Source organism: Lacrimispora algidixylanolytica, from assembly GCF_003609635.1.
Lineage (GTDB): Bacteria > Bacillota > Clostridia > Lachnospirales > Lachnospiraceae > Lacrimispora > Lacrimispora algidixylanolytica.
Genome location: NZ_MCIA01000006.1, coordinates 57,476 through 77,282 on the forward strand (window position 1 = coordinate 57,476; position 19,807 = coordinate 77,282).

Genomic DNA, 19,807 nt, shown 5'->3' on the forward strand with positions numbered 1-19,807 from the left:
ATGAACCTTATAAAAATCATCGCAATTATTATATTAACTCCCCTTGTTGGTGGACTTTTGACTGGATTTGACCGCATTATATCGGCAAGGCTTCAAGGAAGGCAGGGTCCTCCTCTATTACAGCCCTTTTATGATGTATTAAAGCTGACGGAAAAAGAATCCATTGAGGTCAATTCCATGCATCGGTTCTTTGTATATGTTTCTCTTGTATTTGTGGTGTTTACAACCTTAATCATGCTTTCAGGGGGAGATATCTTATTAGCAATCTTTGCTCTGACTCTTGGTTCCGTGTTTTTTGTACTGGGCGGTTACGCCTCTAACTCTCCGTATAATACCATTGGTTCTGAGCGAGAGCTTTTGCAGATTATGTCCTATGAGCCTATGGTGCTTCTTACCTGCATCGGGTTATATTATGCGCAGAAAAGTTTCTTTATCAAGGACATCATTTCGGCGACGAAACCTTCTATTATTTATCTTCCGGGAGTGTTTCTAGGGCTTGTGTTTGTCCTTACCTTTAAACTAAGGAAATCACCTTTTGATCTAAGCATGTCTCATCACGGGCATCAAGAGATTGTAAAAGGAATTACCACGGAATATTCCGGTAAGGATCTAGCTGTGATTGAAGTGACTCATTGGTACGAAGTGATTATTTCTCTGACTTTGGTATATGTGTTTTTTGCAACCGTATCACCGATTAGTCATGTGTTTGCAGTGATTGCCTGTCTTTTGGTTTACCTTTTTGAGATTATAATAGATAACAGTTCTGCCAGAGTAAAGTGGCAGCACGCCTTAAGATCTGCTTGGGTAGTTACCGGCGTCATGGGGACTGTCAATCTTTTGATTCTTTCCTTCTTTTAATGAAACCTCATAAAAGAAGCCAAATTCTTACGGTATGGAGGATATTATGGATGGAATAAAGAAATCACCTTGGATTTTGCATTATGACGGCACCAGTTGCAATGGATGTGACATTGAAGTACTGGCTTGCCTGACTCCCTTATATGATGTGGAACGTTTTGGCATAATTAACACAGGTAATCCCAAACACGCCGATGTTTTTCTTATCACAGGAAGTGTGAATGAACAAAACATACCAGTTGTAAAACAGCTTTACGAGCAGATGCCAGAGCCTAAAGTGGTCGTAGCCGTAGGGATCTGTGCAACCTCAGGAGGAATCTTTGCAGAATGCTATAATGTGGCAGGCGGAGTGGATAAGGTAATTCCTGTGGATGTTTATGTACCGGGCTGTGCAGCTAGGCCGGAGGCCATCATAGACGGAGTGGTAAAAGGTCTTGAGATTCTTGGGGAAAAGAAAAAGAACGTCGGAAAGAGGAAGTAATAACTGGCGGAGGAGGGAAATATGGCAAGCGAAATATTAAGAGAGATTTCCGCAAGTGATCTTCTGGCGGAGACCTTGAAGCTGAAACATGCAGGTTACCGGATGGTTGCCATTAGTTGTACCTATAAAGAAGTAATGGAATTGACTTATTCTTTTGATTTGAATTACGATTTGGTGAACCTAAGAATCTTAACAGATACGAAAACGGAGCTTCCAAGCATTGGAATTATTTATGCGTATTCCTTTTTATATGAAAATGAGATTAAAGAATTGTTTGGAGTCAATATCACAGGCATTTCACCGGATTATAACGATTCTCTTTATAAGATACCGGTCAAGACACCATTTGGAATACAGGAGTAAAAAAGATGTCCTTAGGCATCGGATTGGAGGTTACTTATGGGAAATAGGACGATAGTTCCTTTTGGTCCCCAGCATCCCGTACTCCCGGAGCCCATCCATTTGGATTTGGTTTTGGAAGATGAGACGGTGGTAGAGGCGGTTCCTAGAATCGGATATGTTCATAGAGGATTAGAGAAGCTGGTAGAAAAAAGAGATTTTCAGCAGTATACATATGTCGCAGAACGAATTTGCGGGATATGTTCCTTCATGCACGGCATGGGATATTGTATGTCAATAGAGAGTATTATGGGGGCAGAAATCCCGGACCGGGCTAAATTCCTAAGGACAATCTGGGCGGAATTTTCCAGACTCCACAGCCATCTTATGTGGCTGGGACTGTTAGCGGATGCCTTTGGATTTGAAAGTCTTTTTATGCAATCATGGAAATTAAGAGAAGAGGTTCTAGATGTATTTGAAGAGACCACCGGAGGCAGAGTTATATTCTCTGTTTGTGATATCGGCGGCGTGAGAAAGGATATAAAGAAAGAAACCCTGGAAAAGATTCTTGGAGTGCTTGATCGCATGGAAAAGGAATTGACGGAAATTGCAGGAGTATTCTTAAATGATTCCACCGTTAAACTTCGGACACGAGGCGTTGGTAAATTGTCAAAGGAAGCGGCATTTGAACTGGGAGCATTAGGTCCTATGGCCAGAGCCAGCGGAATTGAGATGGATATGAGAACCCAAGGGTATGCTGCATACAGCCAGTTGGACTTTAAACCCATCATAGACCTGGAAGGGGATTCTTATGCAAGAACAAAGGTCCGTCTTGGGGAGATGTTCCAGGCGATGGATTTAATCCGCCAATGCATCGGGAAGATGCCAGAGGGCGATATTAAAGTAAAAATCACTGGTAGTCCAAAGGGAGAATATTTTACCAGACTGGAGCAACCAAGAGGAGAAGTTCTTTATTATGTAAAAGCCAACGGAACAAAATTTCTTGACCGTGTCAGAGTAAGAACGCCCACCTTTGCCAATGTTCCTGCTCTACTTGAGACCTTAAAGAATTGTTCCCTTGCCGATGTGCCAATACTGATACTTACCATTGATCCCTGCATCAGTTGTACCGAACGGTAATATGGGATCTGTTAAAAGCCAGAGCTGCCATAAACAGCGGAATTGAGGGAGCTATGTCAATATTAAGGATGTCAAAAACACTGATTAAAAACTTACTCCACGGTCCATTTACTATAGCTTATCCATTAAAGAAAAAGGAGACCTATGAACGGACCAGAGGAAGCATTGGTATTTCCATCGATGACTGCATTTTCTGCGGCATGTGTGAGAGGCGATGCCCTACCAATGCCATTCGCGTGGATAAGGCAAGGGTATCATGGAGTATTGAACGACTTCAATGCATTCAATGCGGCTATTGTACGGAAGTCTGTCCGAAAAAATGTCTGGATATGGAAAATCAATACACGGAACCGTCGTTTGGAACTGTAAGGGATGTACACATAAAATGCACGAATACCCAATCACCCAGCGAATCATAGAGATTGCCTGGGAATATGCAAAAGAGAATCAGGCAGAAGAAATTAAAGTCATCAATCTGGTGGTGGGAGATTACTGCGGTTATGTGTCAAGCTCCATCGAACTATATTTTGGCCTGATCGCAGAAGGAACACCATGTGAACACGCAGAGCTTCATATAGAAAGGGTCATCCCAAAACTTCGTTGTAAAAGCTGCGGGGAGTTATTTGTTAGAAAGCCTTTTCACTTTGAATGTCCCATTTGTAGCGGTGATGGGGAGCCAACTCAGATTGGACAGGAATTTTTCATTAAGTCCATAGAGATATGACAGAAAGACAAAAGGAAATACTTGGGACGGAGGTACATATGTCTGAGAATAAAGAGATTGAGATCATGCAGTCCGTATACGATAAAAATGATGAGACTGCATCAAAGATCAACGGGTTATTAACCGAAAAAGGAATTTTTGCAGTCAACGTCATGGGAGCACCTGGTGCTGGTAAGACCACATCACTCATTCAAATCATTAAACGGTTAGAAGGCGTTGAATCATATGTAATAGAAGGTGACATAGAGGCAGACTTCGATACGAAGAAGCTCTTATCACTGGGGGTAAAGGCAATTCAGATCAATACCGGAGGGGCCTGCCATTTGGATTCCCCTGTAATTGGCGAAGCCATAGAAAAACTGGAGCTTCAAAAAGGAGTCCTTTTCATAGAGAACATAGGTAACCTTGTTTGCCCAGCGGAGTTCATGATAGGCGAACACGTAAAGATGCTAATTTCCACCGTCACCGAAGGAAGCGATAAGCCGTATAAATATCCACTCGCCTTTGAAAAAGCGGATATCATACTTATTAATAAATGCGACCTTATCCCGTATCTCGATTTTGATGAGGACTTCTTTATGAAAGGTGTCCGTGCGCTAAATCAGACCGCCCCGGTCATTAAAGTATCTGGAAAGACAGAAGATGGATACGATCAGGTGGCAGCATGGATTAGGGAAAAGATAAATCTATGACTCTAAAAATAAATGTTTATGGAATTGTTCAAGGGGTTGGTTTCCGACCCCTTGTTTATCATATGGCAAAAAAAGAAGGGGTAAGGGGAACGGTCCGCAACGTAGGCGGATACGTGGAGATTATTGCTCAGGGAGAGAAGGGCGCCGTGGGACGGTTCCTTACGGTTCTTTCCGACTCAAAAGATTTGGGATACGAGATCATTAAGCTGGAGAAGGAGGAACTGTCTCTCTTAGAGCTTAATGATTTTCTTATCTTAAAAAGCGGAGATTTTGGAGAAGCATCTGTCATTCCTCCGGATCTTCCCGTTTGCACCACTTGCCAGAAGGAACTTTTAAATCTCAGTGACAGGCGGTATCATAATCCATTCATTAGCTGTATGTCCTGCGGTCCCAGATTCACCATTATGGAACGACTCCCTTACGACCGGGACCAGACCACCATGGTAGATTTCACAATGTGCAGTCAATGCAATGAGGAGTATACCTCTCCTGAGAGCAGACGTTTTCATGCCCAGACCATTTCCTGCAACGACTGCGGGCCTAGTCTTTTTTACCGTGACAAGCTGGATGGAGAAAAAGAGCTTTTCGAGGAAGAGGCATTTGATAAAGCGGTGTCCGTGCTTTTAGAAGGCAAAATCGTGGCGGTAAAGGGGATTGGTGGTTACCACCTTGTGTGTTCTCCTTTTAGGGAAGATACGGTAAATAAGCTTAGAAACTTAAAGGGCAGAGAAGAGAAACCGTTTGCCGTTATGTTTCCCTCCATATCGGAGATAAAAAAGTACTGTCGTGTCACAAAAGAAGAAATCTCTCTTTTGGAATCCAGACCAAGACCCATTGTCCTGTTGCAAAGGGAGGGAGATTATATGGCATACTCAACCAATCGGGGAAGCATGTACTGCGGTGCCTTTCTTCCTTACACTCCCCTTCAGATTATGCTTACCAGAAGGCTTGGACCCCTCATCATGACAAGTGCTAACCGTTCTAGCCAGCCCATTATCCGGGAGGAGGAACCCATGATGTCCCTGTTATCCAAGGAGTTACAGGGAGTGCTCTACAATAAGAGACGGATTCACCGTTCTGTGGATGATTCGGTAGCTAAAATCATGGATGGAAAACCACAGCTCATTCGAAGGAGCAGAGGATACGTGCCTTACCCAGTTTTCCTTTCCACAAAAGCAGAGGGGGAAAAGAGAGCAGAAGAACCGTGTATATTTGGGGCAGGAGGAGATTTAAAGGCTGCATTTTGCTTCTATGAAAAAGGAAGTGCGGTGGTGTCCCAGTATTTTGGTGATTTGGAGGAAAGTCAGGTGATGGAAGATTACGAAAACTCCTTTGTGGATATCAAAGAACTTTTTCGGTTTCAGCCAGAGCTGGCGGTTTGCGATCTTCATCCCAATTATCATTCCGCAAGGTATGCCAGGTCTCTTAACCTTCCTTTCTTAGAGGTGCAGCATCACCATGCCCACATTGCTTCTGTCATGGCGGAGCATCACTTAGAGGGTCCCGTGATAGGCGTTGCCATGGACGGCACCGGTTATGGAACGGATGGAACCATATGGGGAGGCGAATTTTTAATTTGCCAGGACAGCGAGTTTATAAGAGCTGGACATATCACTCCCTTTCCCATTCTAGGGGGAGATCAATCCATGCGGGAAGCATGGAAAACTGCAATTTGTTGTCTTGCTCATTGGGAGTTACAGGAGTATATTACAGACGATAGAAGCAACCTAATTTTGTCGGCTCTTAAGCATCATATAAACGTAATAAATTCCTCCAGTGCCGGGCGTCTCTTTGATGCGGCATCTTCAGTTCTTTCAATCGCCCAGGAAAACAGCTATGAGGGGGAATGTGCGTCTTTGTTTGAAAAAAGCGGACTGTCCGCGATACAAAAACAAATAAAACCAGTCTCAGTCCCGTTTTCAATATCAAAGGTAGGAAACGTGTGGGAGCTTAATCCAAAGACCGCTTTTGCTGTTCTTTGTGAGGGAAGAGGAAAGGTAGATGTCAGGGCCTTATCCCTTGGTTTTCACATTGGGTTTGCAAACGGGATCGTATCCGTATGTGAAAAACTAAGAGCCCAGCATGGGATTTCAACGGTCTGCTTAAGTGGAGGTGTGTTTCAAAACACGGTGCTTACGGAACATGCGGTAAGATTTTTAAGAGAAAAGGGATTTCAAGTTTATATGAATTTATCCGTGCCTCCCAATGACGGCGGTATTAGTCTTGGACAGGTATACCTTGGACGAAAATATCTAGAAACATTTCATCAGACGAGATAGAAAGGCGGGAGAACATGTGTGTTGCGGTACCAGGAAAGATTGTTAAAATAAACGGTGATTATGCAAAGGTAAATGTAATGGAAAATTTAACCGATGTAAATATCAAGCTGGTGAAAGCGGACATTGGAGATTATGTTTTAATCCATGCCGGATGCGCCATTGAAGTGTTAAAGGAAGAGGTAGCAAAGGAAATTATGGATTTATTCCTGGAACTCCAGGAGGTTCTTGAAGATGAAACTTGAACAGGTCATAAAGGCGCTGAAAGAATATGATGGAGAGCCGGTGAAGATTATGGAGGTATGCGGAACTCATACAAAAAGCATATTTCAAAGTGGAATCCGTACGATTATTTCTCCAAAGATTCAGCTTATATCAGGCCCAGGCTGTCCGGTCTGTGTCACTTCTCCAGCTTATATTGATCATCTGACAGACCTATCGCTAAAGGAGAAGTATTGCGTACTCACCTTTGGAGATATGATGAAGGTGAAAGGAACCAAATTATCCTTGACTGAGGCAAAGGCAATGGGAGCACAAGTTAAAGTGCTTTATTCCCCTCTTGCGGCAATTGCAGAGGCGGAACGTAACCTTGATACCCAGTATGTGTTTGCTGCAGTGGGATTTGAGACAACAACTCCTATTTACGCTCTTTTGCTGGATGAAATCCGTAAGCGGAAGATAAAGAACCTTAAGCTGGCGACCTCCATTAAAACCATTCTTCCAGCTCTTTCCTTTATTTGTGAGAATGAAACCAGCATTGACGCCTTCTTAAGTCCTGGGCATGTAAGCGTTATTACTGGAAGCAAAATTTACAAGGGGTTAGCAAGCACCTATCATAAGCCCTTTGTGGTAGCAGGGTTTGAAGGAGAACATATACTGGCTGCCATCTATGAAATTATGTCTCAGTTAAAGGGGAAACGGTATGAGGTAAGAAACCTTTATTCCAATGCGGTGACAGAAGAAGGGAATCAAAAAGCAGAACGGTTGATCAATCAGTATTTTGAAGAAGCGAACGGTATTTGGAGAGGGATTGGCATGATAGAGCAATCCGCTCTTAAGCTAAAAGAGGAATACAAAGAATACGATGCAGGAAGCAGGGAAGAAGAAATCATCGAAGAGCTTCCCAAAGGTTGCAGGTGTGCGGATGTGATTCTTGGCCGGATTCAGCCGGTGGAGTGCCCGCTGTTTCAGAAAGTGTGCACGCCTCTTCATGCGGTGGGGCCTTGTATGGTATCCGCCGAAGGAGCCTGTGGAATCTGGTATCAGAATTCCTAAGAGAAAGGGGTTATCATATAATATGAAGATTGATATGACATATGGAAGTGGAGGAAAACAGACGGGAGATCTTATTAACCAGGTGTTTTTGAAGCATTTTAACAATCCAATCCTAAATAAATTAGAGGATTCTGCAGTTCTATCTGTTTCTGGAACCATTGCTTATACAACGGATTCCTTTGTGGTTACCCCTTTATTCTTTAAAGGAGGTAACATAGGAAAACTGGCTGTGTGCGGAACGGTCAATGATTTGTCCATGATGGGTGCGATTCCAAAGTATCTTACTGCCGGTTTTATCATTGAGGAAGGTGCTGACCTTGAAATGGTGGAATCCATTGCAAAGACTATGGCACTTACTGCAAAAGAGGCAGGCGTTTTCATTGTGGCTGGTGATACAAAAGTTGTTGAAGGAAATGGGGGTATTTTCATCAACACTTCTGGCATTGGGGAAATCATAAAGGGCGACATCTCCATATCCGGTTGCAAGCAAGGAGATGTTATCATCTTGTCCGGCAATTTGGGAGATCATCATGCCGCAATCTTGTCTGAACGCATGGGAATTGAAAATGAGATTGCAAGTGACTGCGCTCCTCTTCACACCATAGCAAAAAATCTCTTAGATGATGGCATTGAGGTGCATTGCATGAGAGATGTGACAAGAGGCGGCCTTGCTACGGTTCTCAATGAAGCAGCGGATCAGTCTGGTGTCAGCGTGGAGATATGGGAGGACGCCATACCAGTTAGCAGGGAAGTAAAGGGCTTTTGTGACATTCTTGGTCTTGATCCACTTTATATGGCAAATGAAGGGAAGATGATTGCAATTGTAAAGGAAACCGACGCAAATGAGGCATTGGAGGCTGTGAAACGGAGTCCCTACGGAGCCAATGCAAGAATCATCGGAACCATTCAAGAAGGAAAGGGAGTCCGCATGAAAACAAAGCTGATGGGTAGCAGAACCATTGATGTTTTATATGGGGAGGGGCTTCCAAGAATTTGCTGAAAAAGAAGGATAAATCTAAATAATATGTAGCATCCGCCTAATTAATGAATATATTTATTATAGTTGAGTAGGAAAGGAAATGCTTACATGGCTATTAAAATATTTATTGATCAGGGGCATAATCCAAGTGGGTCCTTTAACAGCGGCGCAGAAGCCAATGGGCTTTACGAGTCAGAAATCAATTATCAGGTGGGAATCTATCTTCAAAATTTATTAAATAGTGACCCTAGATTTGACGCCCGCGTATCAAGACCGGAGCCTGACACGGCTTTAGGAACCAACAATACCACCAGTCTGGCCGCAAGGGTTGCTTTGGCCAACAACTGGCCGGCAGATTATTTTATCAGCATCCATTGTAATTCGAACCCTAACCCTGCCATTAATGGCACCGAGGTTTATATTTATCAGTATAATACCCAGGCACAATGGCTGGCGGAGCAGATTATGACAGGAATCACCCAGACCGTAGGAACCAGAAACAATGGAATCAGGGAAAACCCCTCCCTGTATGTTCTTAGGAATGCAAACATGCCGGCGAATCTGATAGAACTTGGATATCTAACCAATCCAACGGATGCGAATAAATTTAGAGAAGATTTGTACGGATTTGCTTATGGAATTTATCTTGGACTCTTAAGGTACTTTGGTTTTGTTTAAAACGGACTGACTGGACTTTTAAAATGCTTCCGTGATATACTAAGAGAGCATGAATCAATCATGCGAAACCATCGTACGACAATAGATAAAAGATTGAGGGATAAGAAGATGGCTTTGTTTTCCAATGAGGTACTAAGCCAGTTTAGTGAACTGGATTATGAAGTGTATAATTTTATAATAAAAAACAGCGATAAGATTCCTTATATGACCATAAGGGAGGTAGCAAAGGAGGCCCATGTCTCCACTACCACCATAACCCGTTTTTGCAGGAAAGCAGGATGCACCGGATATTCGGAATTTAAGGTGCGTTTTAAGATGGAAAAAGAGAAAAAAACAGCTGCCAATCTAAAGTATGACCATAGTTCTGTCTTTGATTTCTTTCAAAGGGTGGAAACAGAAAGCTTTCAAAAACAGTTAGAGGCCATTGCAGACGTGATTGCCGGTAAAAAACAGATCATATTTCTTGGAACCGGAAACTCCGGTATTATTGCAGAGTATGCAAGCCGTTATTTCTGTGACATTGGAATTTTTTCCACGGGAATCAATTCACCTATGTTTCCCATTAATCTGGAGTTTCCGGAAGAAAGTATCATTATTATACTCTCTGTAGAAGGGGAGACGAACATACTGATTGAAAATTCATCTAGTCTAAAGGAAGGCAGCAGCACGGTTGTCTCCATAACCAATAGCAAAAACAGCACGCTTGCAAAGATTTCAGATTATAACATATCGTATTATATTCAGCGGGAATTAAACGCCGTGGAAATGATGAAGGTAGATATCACCTCTCAGATTCCGGCTGTATACATTGTGGAATCTTTAGCCAGGCTCACCGTTCAAAAAAAACAGGGATAATACACCCTGTTTTTTTTGTGGTACAAATGCCTAGAATACATGGTTTGTCACCAAATAGGCCTCTGGTATATCTATAATCCTTATTTTTTAGTATGATCGTATCATAGATCAAAAGGAGGAAGGCTTATGAGAGGGAATATTAAAATTGTAACCATTGGGGGAGGTTCCAGTTACACACCAGAACTCATTGAAGGTTTCATCAAAAGAAAAGATCAGCTTCCAATTGGTGAAATCTGGCTTGTGGATATTGAGGAAGGGAAGGAAAAGCTGGAAATCGTAGGAAATCTGGCAAAGCGCATGATCAAAGCCGCTGGCCTGGACTGGAAGGTTCATTTAACCTTAGACCGGAGAGCCGCTTTAGTGGATGCGGATTTTGTTTCTACCCAGTTTCGGGTTGGCCTTTTAGATGCCAGAATAAAAGACGAGAGAATTCCCCTGTCTCATGGGGTGATTGGACAGGAGACAAACGGAGCAGGAGGGATGCTTAAGGCATTTAGAACCATTCCAGTCATTCTTGATATCGTAGAAGATATGAAAGAACTATGTCCGCAAGCCTGGCTTGTGAACTTCACCAATCCATCTGGCATGGTTACAGAAGCTGTAATCCGCTATGGGAAATGGGATAAGGTGGTAGGCTTATGTAATGTACCGATTATGTGTCGTAAGATTGCGGCAGGGTCACTGGGTACGGAGGAAGAGGATTTATTCTTTCGTTTTGGCGGGCTGAATCATTTTCACTGGCACAGGGTATGGAACAAAGACGGGGAAGAAAAGACAGCAGAGGTCATTGAGAAAGTTTATGCCACAGAAGGTGGCCTTAAAAAGGCCATGCAGGGACTTAAGAGCTCTGGTGTTCAAAACATTCCAAACATTTCCTTTTTGGCAGGCCAGATTAGAAATTTAGGAATCATCCCATGCATGTACCATCGATATTACTACATCACAGACGATATGTTAAAAGAGGAATTGGAGTCTTATGCAAAGGGAGAGACAAGAGCTGAGTTAGTAAAGCAGACGGAAGCGGAATTATTTGAGCTTTATAAGGATCCAGAGCTTAAGGTAAAACCGACTCAGCTTGAGAAGCGAGGAGGAGCGTTTTATTCTGACGCCGCCTGCGAACTTATTGCTTCCATATATAATGACAAAAAGACTCATATGGTAGTGAGCACGAGAAATAATGGTGCCATATCAGATTTGCCAAATGATGTTGTGGTAGAGGTTAGCAGCATTATTACAGCCCATGGTCCGGTTCCGATTTCATGGGGAAGCTTTGATCCTTCCAGCAGAGGTCTTCTCCAGTTGATGAAGGATATGGAGCTTACAACCATAAAGGCAGCAGTAGATGGAGATTACGATGCTGCACTTCAGGCATTTACTCTAAATCCATTGGTCCCAAGTGGCAAGATCGCACAGACCATACTTGATGAGCTTTTGGTGGCTCATAAAAAGCATCTGCCACAGTTTAAGAATAAGATAGAAGCACTGGAAGCTAAATAAACCTGGTTTTACAGACGATTATCTTTCATGGGAGAGAACAAAGGAGCGTTTTAACATAATAAGGCGCTCCAACTGTTTTAAGATGTAAAACAAGATGGCTCTTGCCTCGAATTCTTCTCGGCTGACAGGAAGCTCGTGGTGTTTTAAATCAGAAAGCAGGCGATTTAAGTCCTCTAAAAGACTTTCTCCTGTGTTGTATCTGTGGTAATTCTGTTCAATGTTATCAAGCAAGTTTGATACCTCTTCTGCCTGAGGGGGGAGAATTGAGATGTTTATAATGTTCTCATAGATTCCTTCTAAAACGTTACTTTGTTGCTGGCGCATCTCAACGTAATCAATCTCGTAGGTGTCTTTTTTCCATAAAGCATTATTGTAATTGGTAAAAGCGCAGACCCTAGCTAGATCGATTTTTTCTCTTAACTGGTTAATGCAGCTTAAGTCAAACCCGCTTTTATCTTCTTTTAAAAGCAGGTGAGCCATCTGGTTTAAGATCGCTTTTGCCTTTCTATCAACATCATCGGAAAGTTTGTGAAACTCATCTCCTCGTTTTCTTAGGTGCATGTTTACTAAAACACCCACGGTTGTGCCAATGATGAACAAAGCAGTTTCGTTTCCGATTAGACTAAGAGACATGGACTTTTCCGACAGAAAATGGGTGATAAGGACGGAATCCATGGCAATTGCCTCTCCCCAGCCAGCATATAAGCAAAGGAGAGAGAATAAGAGAAGGTATAGGGCAAAGCTAGGCAGAGTAAAACCAAGTAAGTGAAATGCAATCCCTGATAAAATTAATGCGCCAAGGAATGCAAAAGTCCTGTTTCCGGCACTTTTAAAGGTTTCTCGTTTGGTGTTTTGGATGCTTAACACAGTAATAATTCCTGCGGTTGCAGAAAATTTGAGACCAATCTCTGCGGCGATGGTAATGGCAAGAACAGCAGCCAAAGCGATTTTTATGCTCTTTATAATTTTTTCGTGTTTCATGGTACATGCCTCTTTTTATAATTTTTTCCTATCATATCATATTTATATTGTGTTTAACAGCCTGATTTAAGCCTTTTTAAAGAGAGAATATATTGACAAGCTGGCGAAAAATGTGTATGTTATCCGTGATAAGGTAAAGCAGAAGGCTCATGAAAAGGAGATAGTGATGGAGAGAATGATTACAGGGAAAACAGGATTAATGGGACTCATCGGCTCGCCGGTTGGACACTCTGGTTCACCCGCAATGTACAATTATAGTTTTGAGAAATTAGGTCTTGATTATGCCTATCTTGCTTTTGATATTAAGGTAGATGGAGTAGAAAAAGCAATCGAAGCAGTAAAAACCTTCCAAATGAGAGGTTGTAATGTGACGATGCCCTGTAAGAATGAAGCTCTTAAATACATGGATGAGTTGTCTCCGGCTGCCAGAATCATTGGGGCTGTAAACACCATTGTAAATGAAGACGGAAAGCTGTTTGGATATATAACCGATGGTCAGGGATTTGTGGACAGCCTTAAGGATGAAGGAATTGATATAGTAGGAAAGAAGATTACCGTCTGCGGAGGCGGTGGTGCTGCAACCGCAATTCAGGTACAGTGCGCATTGGAAGGTGCAAGAGAAATCTCTATTTTTAATATAAAGGATGAATTTTTTGAAAGAACTGTAATGACCGCAGAAAAAATCAAGGAAGAGAAACCAGGTTGTGTGGTCAATGTCTTTGATATTGCAGATCAAACAAGGATGAAAGAAGAAATGGATTCCAGTGATATTTTTACAAACGCCACGATAGTTGGTATGAAGCCAATGGATCAGGAAAGCGTGGTAAAGGATCCTGCCATGTTCCATCAGGGGCTTGTGGTAGTGGATGCAGTTTATAATCCAAAGGAGACCAAGATGCTAAGAGAAGCCAAAGAAGCCGGCTGTATCTGCATCAATGGCCAGGGAATGTTATTATGGCAGGGAGCAGCCGCTTTTAAGCTATATACCGGTCAGGAGATGCCTGTGCAAGAAGTAAAGACTTTGTTTTTTAGCTAACCAATTAGAACTTCTTATATGAAATTCTGAGAGGTAGCTCTCAATAAATATAGTGAAGGAAAGGATGGAACATGATGAGAGAAGATTTTTTATGGGGAGGAGCCACAGCTGCAAACCAATGCGAGGGAGGATTTGACCAGGGAGGCAGAGGCCTTGGAACTGTAGATGTAATTCCATGGGGAGAAAACCGTTTCCCAGTAATGCTTGGTGACATGGATTATAAAGATCTGAATGAGGATTCTTATTTCCCAGGCAGAGATGCCATTGATATGTTTCATACTTATAAGGAAGATATTGCTCTTTTTGCTGAAATGGGATTTAAGTGTTATCGTTTTTCCTTCTCCTGGTCCAGAATTTTTCCAACTGGAGAAGAAGAGAAGCCAAACGAAGAAGGGCTTAAGTTTTATGAAGATTTCATTGACGAGCTGTTAAAGTATAACATTGAGCCTGTGATAACAATCTGTCATTTTGATGTGCCTCTGGCTTTAGTGGAAAAATACGGCTCCTGGAAAAGCAGAAAGCTGATTGACTGCTACGTAGCATACTGTGATGCTATTTTCCGTCGCTTTAAAGATAAGGTTAAATACTGGATTACATTTAACGAGATTAACATTCTTCTCCATCTACCATTTATGGGAGCTGGAATTCAGTTTAAAGAAGGAGAGAATAAAACTCAGGTAAAATATCAGGCAGCCCACAATGAGTTAGTGGCATCTGCTAAGGCAACCAAACTTGCCCATGAAATCAACCCTGATTTTAAAGTCGGCTGTATGTTAGCTGCAGGAAATTTCTATCCTTATAGCTGCAATCCAGAGGATGTCTTTGAAGCTATGAACAGAGACCGTGATAATTATTTCTTTATTGATGTTCAGGCAAGAGGCGAGTACCCTGCTTATGCAAAAAAGATGTTTGAGCGAGAAGGAATCGTTTTAGAGACAGAGGAAGAGGATTTTATCGTATTAAAAGAGAATACCGTAGATTACATCACCTTTAGTTATTATGCTTCACGTTGCGCAAGCACAGACCAGGAGATTATTCAAAAATCCACAGCCGGAAACGTGATGGCAAGTATAAAGAATCCGTATCTTAAGGCATCGGAATGGGGCTGGCAGATTGATCCACTTGGCATCCGCATTACTCTAAATTCCCTTTTTGACCGATATCAAAAACCTCTGTTCATTGTTGAAAACGGCCTTGGAGCCATTGACAAAGAAGAGGCAGATGGAAGTGTGATCGATGATTATCGGATTGAATATTTAAAAGAGCACATAAAGGCAATGATAGACGCTGTGGATGAAGATGGCGTGGACTTATTAGGATATACCCCTTGGGGCTGTATCGACTTAGTCAGTGCGTCTACCGGTGAAATGAGCAAACGATACGGTTTTATCTATGTAGATAAAGACGATGCCGGAAAAGGAACCTTAAAGCGTAGCCGAAAAAAATCCTTCGACTGGTATAAGAATGTGATTGCCACCAATGGGAAAGCATTAAAGAATCAGGAATAAAAACTATTTTATAAAACTGCCACCCGGTTACGTCCATCGTTTTTTGCTTGATACAAGGCGATATCAGAACGATGCATTAAGGTTTCCAGGGTGTCTTCTCCAGGACGGTACACCGAAAGGCCGATGCTGATGCGAAGGGGGATGGTTTCTTCCGCCTCACAGCTTAAATTGATGTTTTCCACGCTATAGCGGATTGCATCAGCGGTCTTGCGGTATTCGTCCTGGTTTTTTGCAAATATAAGGGCTCCGAATTCTTCGCCGCCAATACGGCCGAAGAGATCCCTATTTTTAATCATATTTTGACATTGTCTTGCTACAGTCTGAATAGCTTTATCCCCCATAATATGGCCGAAGGAATCATTGATATCCTTAAATCGATCGATATCAATCATTAAAAAGGCAGCCATCTCATGAATAGAGTTCATCTCAGAAAGTCTTTTTTCTGCATTTTCTATAAAGTATCTCCGGTTCATCACCCCGGTAAGCATATCGGTTCTGGCCTGAATTTTTAGTTCATCCTCCAACAGTTTTCGGCTGGAGATATCCTCCTGGACCCCAAGATACCGAATGATCTTACCCTCCCTGTCCAAAATAGGAGTAAGGCTTATGTACCCCCACATGATTTCTCCGTTTTTCTTCCGATTGCGGATTTCACCCTTCCACTGTAATCCGGAGGTTATGGTTTTCCAAAGATTTCCATAAAATTTCTTGGATTGATAGCCTGATTTTAATATTCTTGGATTCTTTCCAATTACTTCTTCCTCAAGAAAGCCAGTAAGCTCCAAAAACTGCTTGTTTACATATTCAATGTCACCGTTTGTGTTAGTAAGCATAAAAGAGACTGGACTTTGCTCCATAATCGCTTTAAAGGTATCTTCACTCGTATTAAGTTTTTTCGCCAGTTCCTTGTTATGGGATATGTTGCGTATCACGCTGATGATAAACATCTTATGATCCATTTTCATTAAATTAGAAGAAATAAGGACAGATATTTTCTTTCTGTTTTTTGTAAATAGATGTATTTCTACATTTTTACAGAAACCTTGTTCTTTCATCTTCTCAATAAACGCATCTCGCTCATCGGTATTTTGCCAAAGATTTAGATTCATCGGTGTTTTACCAATGGCTTCTTCTCTGCTATAACCAGTCTCTTCGGTAAATGTCTCATTGGTCTCATGGATCTCACCAGTCTCCAGACTGGTAATCAAAACGGTATCTGGTATGGTCTCAAAAATCAATCGAAACTGTTCGTCGGCCTGCTTTTTTTCTGAATGATCTCTTTGTATTGCCATGATGATGAAGCAATAGGAACATATAATAATGGTTGCAATGGAGATGAAAAATGCCAGAAGCTGAAAGGGGGTAGGTGAAAAAATGTTTACAGTTCTATGAAAGAAGGTAAAAATACCCCTTACAATGAAAAATATTCCAAACATAATCTGGACAGTAGCAGCCAAACGTGTTGTTTGACGAACCGAGTCTAATTGATGGCGGAGTAGAATAAAAGCATTGGAAAAGGAAATCCCTGAGATAAGCAGGGAAAATAATATGATACGCCAGCTTACATCATCGATGACCAGAGTGAATGTAAAAAAAGTGATAAAAAACAGAACCAAGATGGTGAGCAACCATTTTTTTGCAATGTCTCGCTTAAGAAACTTTGAAAAACCAATGTTTAAAGCAAATACAGCAAGAAATGTAGATAAATTGGATATTAATATGGCTGGAATATCAGGGATCACGCCACTTCGGAGCGCAAAAACCAATCCGCTGAGCGCAGTGAAAAAGCAACTGACCAATAGATAATTCATGCCTGGATAATTATGTACGATACGGAATATGAACAGCATAACGATTGCCTGGATTGTACTAATGAAAAAAAGTACAATCGACAGTGTAGCCAGATCAAGAGCCATGAAATCCCTCCAACCATAGATTTATGGAATTATATTAATATGATTTGAAGTAAATTGCAACAACTACCCATTGATAAATGAGGTTTTATTCTCAATTGACTGGTTTTTGCTTCTTTCGTGCTTCAATCATAGGGAAAAAGAAATCTATAGTTGATAAATTAAGGGTTAACGTGTATGATTATTAAAAATTTGCAACTATCGTATACGGAAAGGATAAGCCTAATCCTAATTCAAAGAAAAGATAGGAGAAACCATATGATTCATGAAATGAGAAGAAAAGATAGAGAAATCGGTGGAGAAAGAATATTAGATATATTAAGGAAGTTACCCTACGGGATTTTATCCACAGTGGATTCTCATGGACAACCTTACGGCGTGCCAATCAGCTATGTTTATAAAAATGAAGCAATCTACATGCACTGTGGGAAAGAAGGACATAAGCTTGACAATCTTTCACAAAACCCCAATGTATCATTTTGCGTAGTAGGTGAAACCAATATAATTCCAGATAAGTTTACAACAGACTATGAAAGTGTAATTGTCTTTGGGAAGGCATCTGAATTGACGGGAGAAGAAAAGGAAGAGGCCCTCCTTAGTATCCTATATAAATATTCCCCGGAATTTCTGGAAAAAGGAAGACTTTATATTAAGAATGCGGCTGATAAAACAACCGTTATTAAGATTGATATTAGACACATGACTGGCAAAGCAAGAGGTTAGGGATCCATTCCTCTCAAATTTTATGTATCTTTAAAACAGGCCAATAGATAACTGTTTTTGAATTGTTAAATTATTGACATTTCCAAAATGAAAGTGTATATTTGTCTTAGTTATAAATTTCACATAAGAAAAGAGGAGTCTATTATGTTAAAGCTAATGAGGTCACCCTTAAAATATGTCCAGGGTCAGGGCGCACTTCTTCATGTTTATGAGGAAACTAAAAATCTGGGAAAATCATTCCTTTTTATCTGCAGCAACAGCGGTTTTAAGAGCTGCCATGAGAAAATTGAAAAAAGCTTTGAAGGAACCGATGCTACCATCCATTTTGAAATTTTTGGAGGCATCAGCTCCATCGGTGAAGTAGAACGAATGCGGGCCATTGTAAAAGAAAAAAACATTGAGTGTGTGGCAGCCATAGGCGGAGGTTCTGCCATTGATACCGCAAAGGCGACGGCACATTATGAGAATCTTCCGGTATTAGTAATTCCCACTGTAGTAGCTACGGATGCTCCTTGCACAGGATTGTCGGTAATTTATCATAATGACGGAAGCTTTTCCAATTATATCTTTTATCCAAAGAATCCAGATGCGGTCATTGTAGACTCAGATATTATTGCAAACGCACCAGCTAAATTCCTGGTAGCAGGTATGGGAGATGCTCTAGGCACTTATTTTGAGGCAAGAGCTTGTGAAAAGGCAAAGGCACCTAGTCTTGAGAATGGTGGTATTACAAAGTCTGCGATGGCACTTTGCAAGTTATGTTATGATACTCTTTTAGAAGACGGCTACAAAGCGCTTAAGGCTTGTGAGAACAAAGTGGTGACTCCAGCACTGGAAGCTATCATTGAGGCAAATACTTATTTAAGCGGAGTCGGCGCGGATAATGGAGGACTTGCAGTCTCTCATTCCGTGTATAATGGGTTCACAGCCTTAAAAGAGTGCGAAAGCACCATGCATGGTTCTGTGGTAGCTTTTGGTACCTTAGCTCAGCTTGTAATAGAAGATGCACCTGAGGAAGAATTTTATGAAGTTATGGAGTTTTGTACCAGTGTAGGTCTTCCAGTAACTTTAGAAGAGCTTGGTGTAACGGATAAGGATAGAGTTCGCATCGCAGCGGAAAATGCTTGTGCTGAGGGAGAAAGCATACATAACATGATTGGAGATGTGACTCCGGAGCAATTATACAATGCACTTATTGTTGCGGATGCTCTGGGACGGGAGTTCTTAAATCAGTAATAAAGGTAAGATGAGGGAAAAGATCCTATGTTTCCTGGATCATCAGGGCAGGAAACATAACAGCAGATATTTTACCATCGCCATGGGGAGAGTGGAGCTGTCGGAGTATCTTTGTGCAGACAGAAGTGCTCTTACTAGAGAACCCAATCTAATGTAATCAGAGGATATTATTGATTTCGATAAAAACACCTTCAAGATATTGAGATTATTTTAATAAAAAGCGGTCTTTTCGTTGTTGTTGCAACGTAATGAGGCCGTTTTTTGTTGTATAATGAAGATGGATTGAAGTTTATATTTTATTCTTGTATAATTTATAATATCAGGAATAATTTGTAAATTAATTACCAACAATAGTTAGGTATCTTGGTCCGGGCAGTTTGAGTCTGCTCCCTGGCCCCGAAAAGAGAAAGGAGTTTGTTATGAAGGCAGAGGTTGACAGAGAAGGATGTATTGAGTGCGGATTATGTGCTTCCACTTGTCCGGAAGTGTTCCGTATGGGAGACGATGGACCAGCAGAAGTAATTGTTGATGAAGTACCTGATTCCGTGGAGGAATCAGCCATAGAAGCTCAGGACGGTTGTCCAGTAGCAGTAATCAAAGTAGAATAAAACATAAA

General features: G+C 41.5%; 22 protein-coding genes. 20 read left to right on the forward strand and 2 right to left on the reverse strand.

Annotated elements, in window-relative coordinates; genetic code table 11:
- The 14 genes from BET01_RS04800 to BET01_RS04865 all read left to right on the forward strand — a co-directional run bounded on the left by BET01_RS04800 (position 1) and on the right by BET01_RS04865 (position 11,794).
- Complete coding sequence (locus BET01_RS04800; RefSeq protein ID WP_120195631.1) at positions 1-858, forward strand: respiratory chain complex I subunit 1 family protein; 858 nt, start codon at positions 1-3, stop codon at positions 856-858.
- A 46-nt stretch (positions 859-904) separates the two neighbouring features.
- Positions 905-1,339, forward strand: coding sequence for an NADH-quinone oxidoreductase subunit B family protein (locus BET01_RS04805; protein ID WP_120195632.1), 435 nt, complete (start codon positions 905-907; stop codon positions 1,337-1,339).
- 21 nt (positions 1,340-1,360) lie between these two features.
- Positions 1,361-1,702 (forward strand): NADH-quinone oxidoreductase subunit C, encoded by a 342-nt coding sequence (locus BET01_RS04810; protein ID WP_120195633.1) that lies wholly within the window; start codon positions 1,361-1,363, stop codon positions 1,700-1,702.
- 36 nt (positions 1,703-1,738) lie between these two features.
- Entirely contained in the window at positions 1,739-2,818 is a 1,080-nt protein-coding gene (locus tag BET01_RS04815; protein ID WP_120195634.1) for a hydrogenase large subunit, read from the forward strand.
- A 53-nt stretch (positions 2,819-2,871) separates the two neighbouring features.
- Complete coding sequence (locus BET01_RS04820; RefSeq protein WP_120195635.1) at positions 2,872-3,237, forward strand: 4Fe-4S binding protein; 366 nt, start codon at positions 2,872-2,874, stop codon at positions 3,235-3,237.
- On the forward strand, positions 3,204-3,542 hold the full coding sequence (locus BET01_RS04825; protein WP_120195636.1) for a hydrogenase maturation nickel metallochaperone HypA/HybF: 339 nt from the start codon (positions 3,204-3,206) through the stop codon (positions 3,540-3,542). The genes BET01_RS04820 and BET01_RS04825 overlap by 34 nt, the downstream gene beginning before the upstream one ends.
- A 38-nt stretch (positions 3,543-3,580) precedes the next feature.
- Positions 3,581-4,234, forward strand: a complete 654-nt coding sequence (gene hypB, locus BET01_RS04830) for a hydrogenase nickel incorporation protein HypB (protein WP_120195637.1) — start codon at positions 3,581-3,583, stop codon at positions 4,232-4,234.
- Positions 4,231-6,513 (forward strand): carbamoyltransferase HypF, encoded by a 2,283-nt coding sequence (gene hypF, locus BET01_RS04835; RefSeq protein ID WP_120195638.1) that lies wholly within the window; start codon positions 4,231-4,233, stop codon positions 6,511-6,513. The genes hypB and hypF overlap by 4 nt, the downstream gene beginning before the upstream one ends.
- 14 nt (positions 6,514-6,527) lie before the next feature.
- Entirely contained in the window at positions 6,528-6,755 is a 228-nt protein-coding gene (locus BET01_RS04840; protein WP_120195639.1) for a HypC/HybG/HupF family hydrogenase formation chaperone, read from the forward strand.
- Positions 6,745-7,785, forward strand: a complete 1,041-nt coding sequence (gene hypD, locus BET01_RS04845) for a hydrogenase formation protein HypD (protein ID WP_120195640.1) — start codon at positions 6,745-6,747, stop codon at positions 7,783-7,785. The genes BET01_RS04840 and hypD overlap by 11 nt, the downstream gene beginning before the upstream one ends.
- A gap of 22 nt (positions 7,786-7,807) precedes the next feature.
- Positions 7,808-8,785: a hydrogenase expression/formation protein HypE gene (hypE, locus tag BET01_RS04850; protein WP_120195641.1), complete on the forward strand. Its 978-nt coding sequence runs from the start codon at positions 7,808-7,810 to the stop codon at positions 8,783-8,785.
- Positions 8,786-8,872: 87 nt separating this feature from the next.
- A complete protein-coding gene (locus BET01_RS04855) occupies positions 8,873-9,442 on the forward strand; it encodes an N-acetylmuramoyl-L-alanine amidase family protein (RefSeq protein ID WP_120195642.1) in 570 nt (189 codons plus the stop codon).
- A 60-nt stretch (positions 9,443-9,502) separates the two neighbouring features.
- The gene (locus BET01_RS04860) at positions 9,503-10,297 is read left to right on the forward strand and encodes a MurR/RpiR family transcriptional regulator (protein WP_120195643.1); all 795 of its coding nucleotides are present in this window, start codon (positions 9,503-9,505) and stop codon (positions 10,295-10,297) included.
- A 126-nt stretch (positions 10,298-10,423) separates the two neighbouring features.
- Positions 10,424-11,794, forward strand: coding sequence for a 6-phospho-beta-glucosidase (locus tag BET01_RS04865; protein ID WP_120195644.1), 1,371 nt, complete (start codon positions 10,424-10,426; stop codon positions 11,792-11,794).
- Between the two features lie 18 nt (positions 11,795-11,812).
- Here the strand turns inward: BET01_RS04865 and BET01_RS04870 are convergent, their stop codons facing one another.
- Positions 11,813-12,775 (reverse strand): aromatic acid exporter family protein, encoded by a 963-nt coding sequence (locus BET01_RS04870; protein WP_120195645.1) that lies wholly within the window; start codon positions 12,773-12,775, stop codon positions 11,813-11,815.
- A gap of 166 nt (positions 12,776-12,941) precedes the next feature.
- Here BET01_RS04870 and aroE point away from each other — a divergent pair, with 166 nt between their 5' ends.
- On the forward strand, positions 12,942-13,811 hold the full coding sequence (gene aroE / locus BET01_RS04875; RefSeq protein ID WP_120195646.1) for a shikimate dehydrogenase: 870 nt from the start codon (positions 12,942-12,944) through the stop codon (positions 13,809-13,811).
- A gap of 74 nt (positions 13,812-13,885) precedes the next feature.
- On the forward strand, positions 13,886-15,319 hold the full coding sequence (locus BET01_RS04880; RefSeq protein ID WP_120195647.1) for a 6-phospho-beta-glucosidase: 1,434 nt from the start codon (positions 13,886-13,888) through the stop codon (positions 15,317-15,319).
- 8 nt (positions 15,320-15,327) lie between these two features.
- Here BET01_RS04880 and BET01_RS04885 read toward each other — a convergent pair whose 3' ends face one another.
- Positions 15,328-17,235, reverse strand: a complete 1,908-nt coding sequence (locus BET01_RS04885) for a sensor domain-containing diguanylate cyclase (RefSeq protein ID WP_120195648.1) — start codon at positions 17,233-17,235, stop codon at positions 15,328-15,330.
- Between the two features lie 255 nt (positions 17,236-17,490).
- Here BET01_RS04885 and BET01_RS04890 point away from each other — a divergent pair, with 255 nt between their 5' ends.
- From BET01_RS04890 to BET01_RS04900, 4 genes are all read left to right on the forward strand, one after another.
- Positions 17,491-17,955 carry a pyridoxamine 5'-phosphate oxidase family protein gene (locus BET01_RS04890; protein ID WP_120195649.1) on the forward strand — a complete coding sequence of 155 codons (465 nt, stop codon included), beginning with the start codon at positions 17,491-17,493 and terminating at the stop codon, positions 17,953-17,955.
- 144 nt (positions 17,956-18,099) lie between these two features.
- Positions 18,100-19,191 (forward strand): glycerol dehydrogenase, encoded by a 1,092-nt coding sequence (locus tag BET01_RS04895; protein ID WP_120195650.1) that lies wholly within the window; start codon positions 18,100-18,102, stop codon positions 19,189-19,191.
- Positions 19,192-19,201: 10 nt separating this feature from the next.
- A complete protein-coding gene (locus BET01_RS21515) occupies positions 19,202-19,348 on the forward strand; it encodes a hypothetical protein (protein ID WP_158584982.1) in 147 nt (48 codons plus the stop codon).
- Between the two features lie 262 nt (positions 19,349-19,610).
- A complete protein-coding gene (locus BET01_RS04900; protein WP_120195651.1) occupies positions 19,611-19,799 on the forward strand; it encodes a ferredoxin in 189 nt (62 codons plus the stop codon).
- The last annotated feature ends 8 nt before the right edge of the window (positions 19,800-19,807 follow it).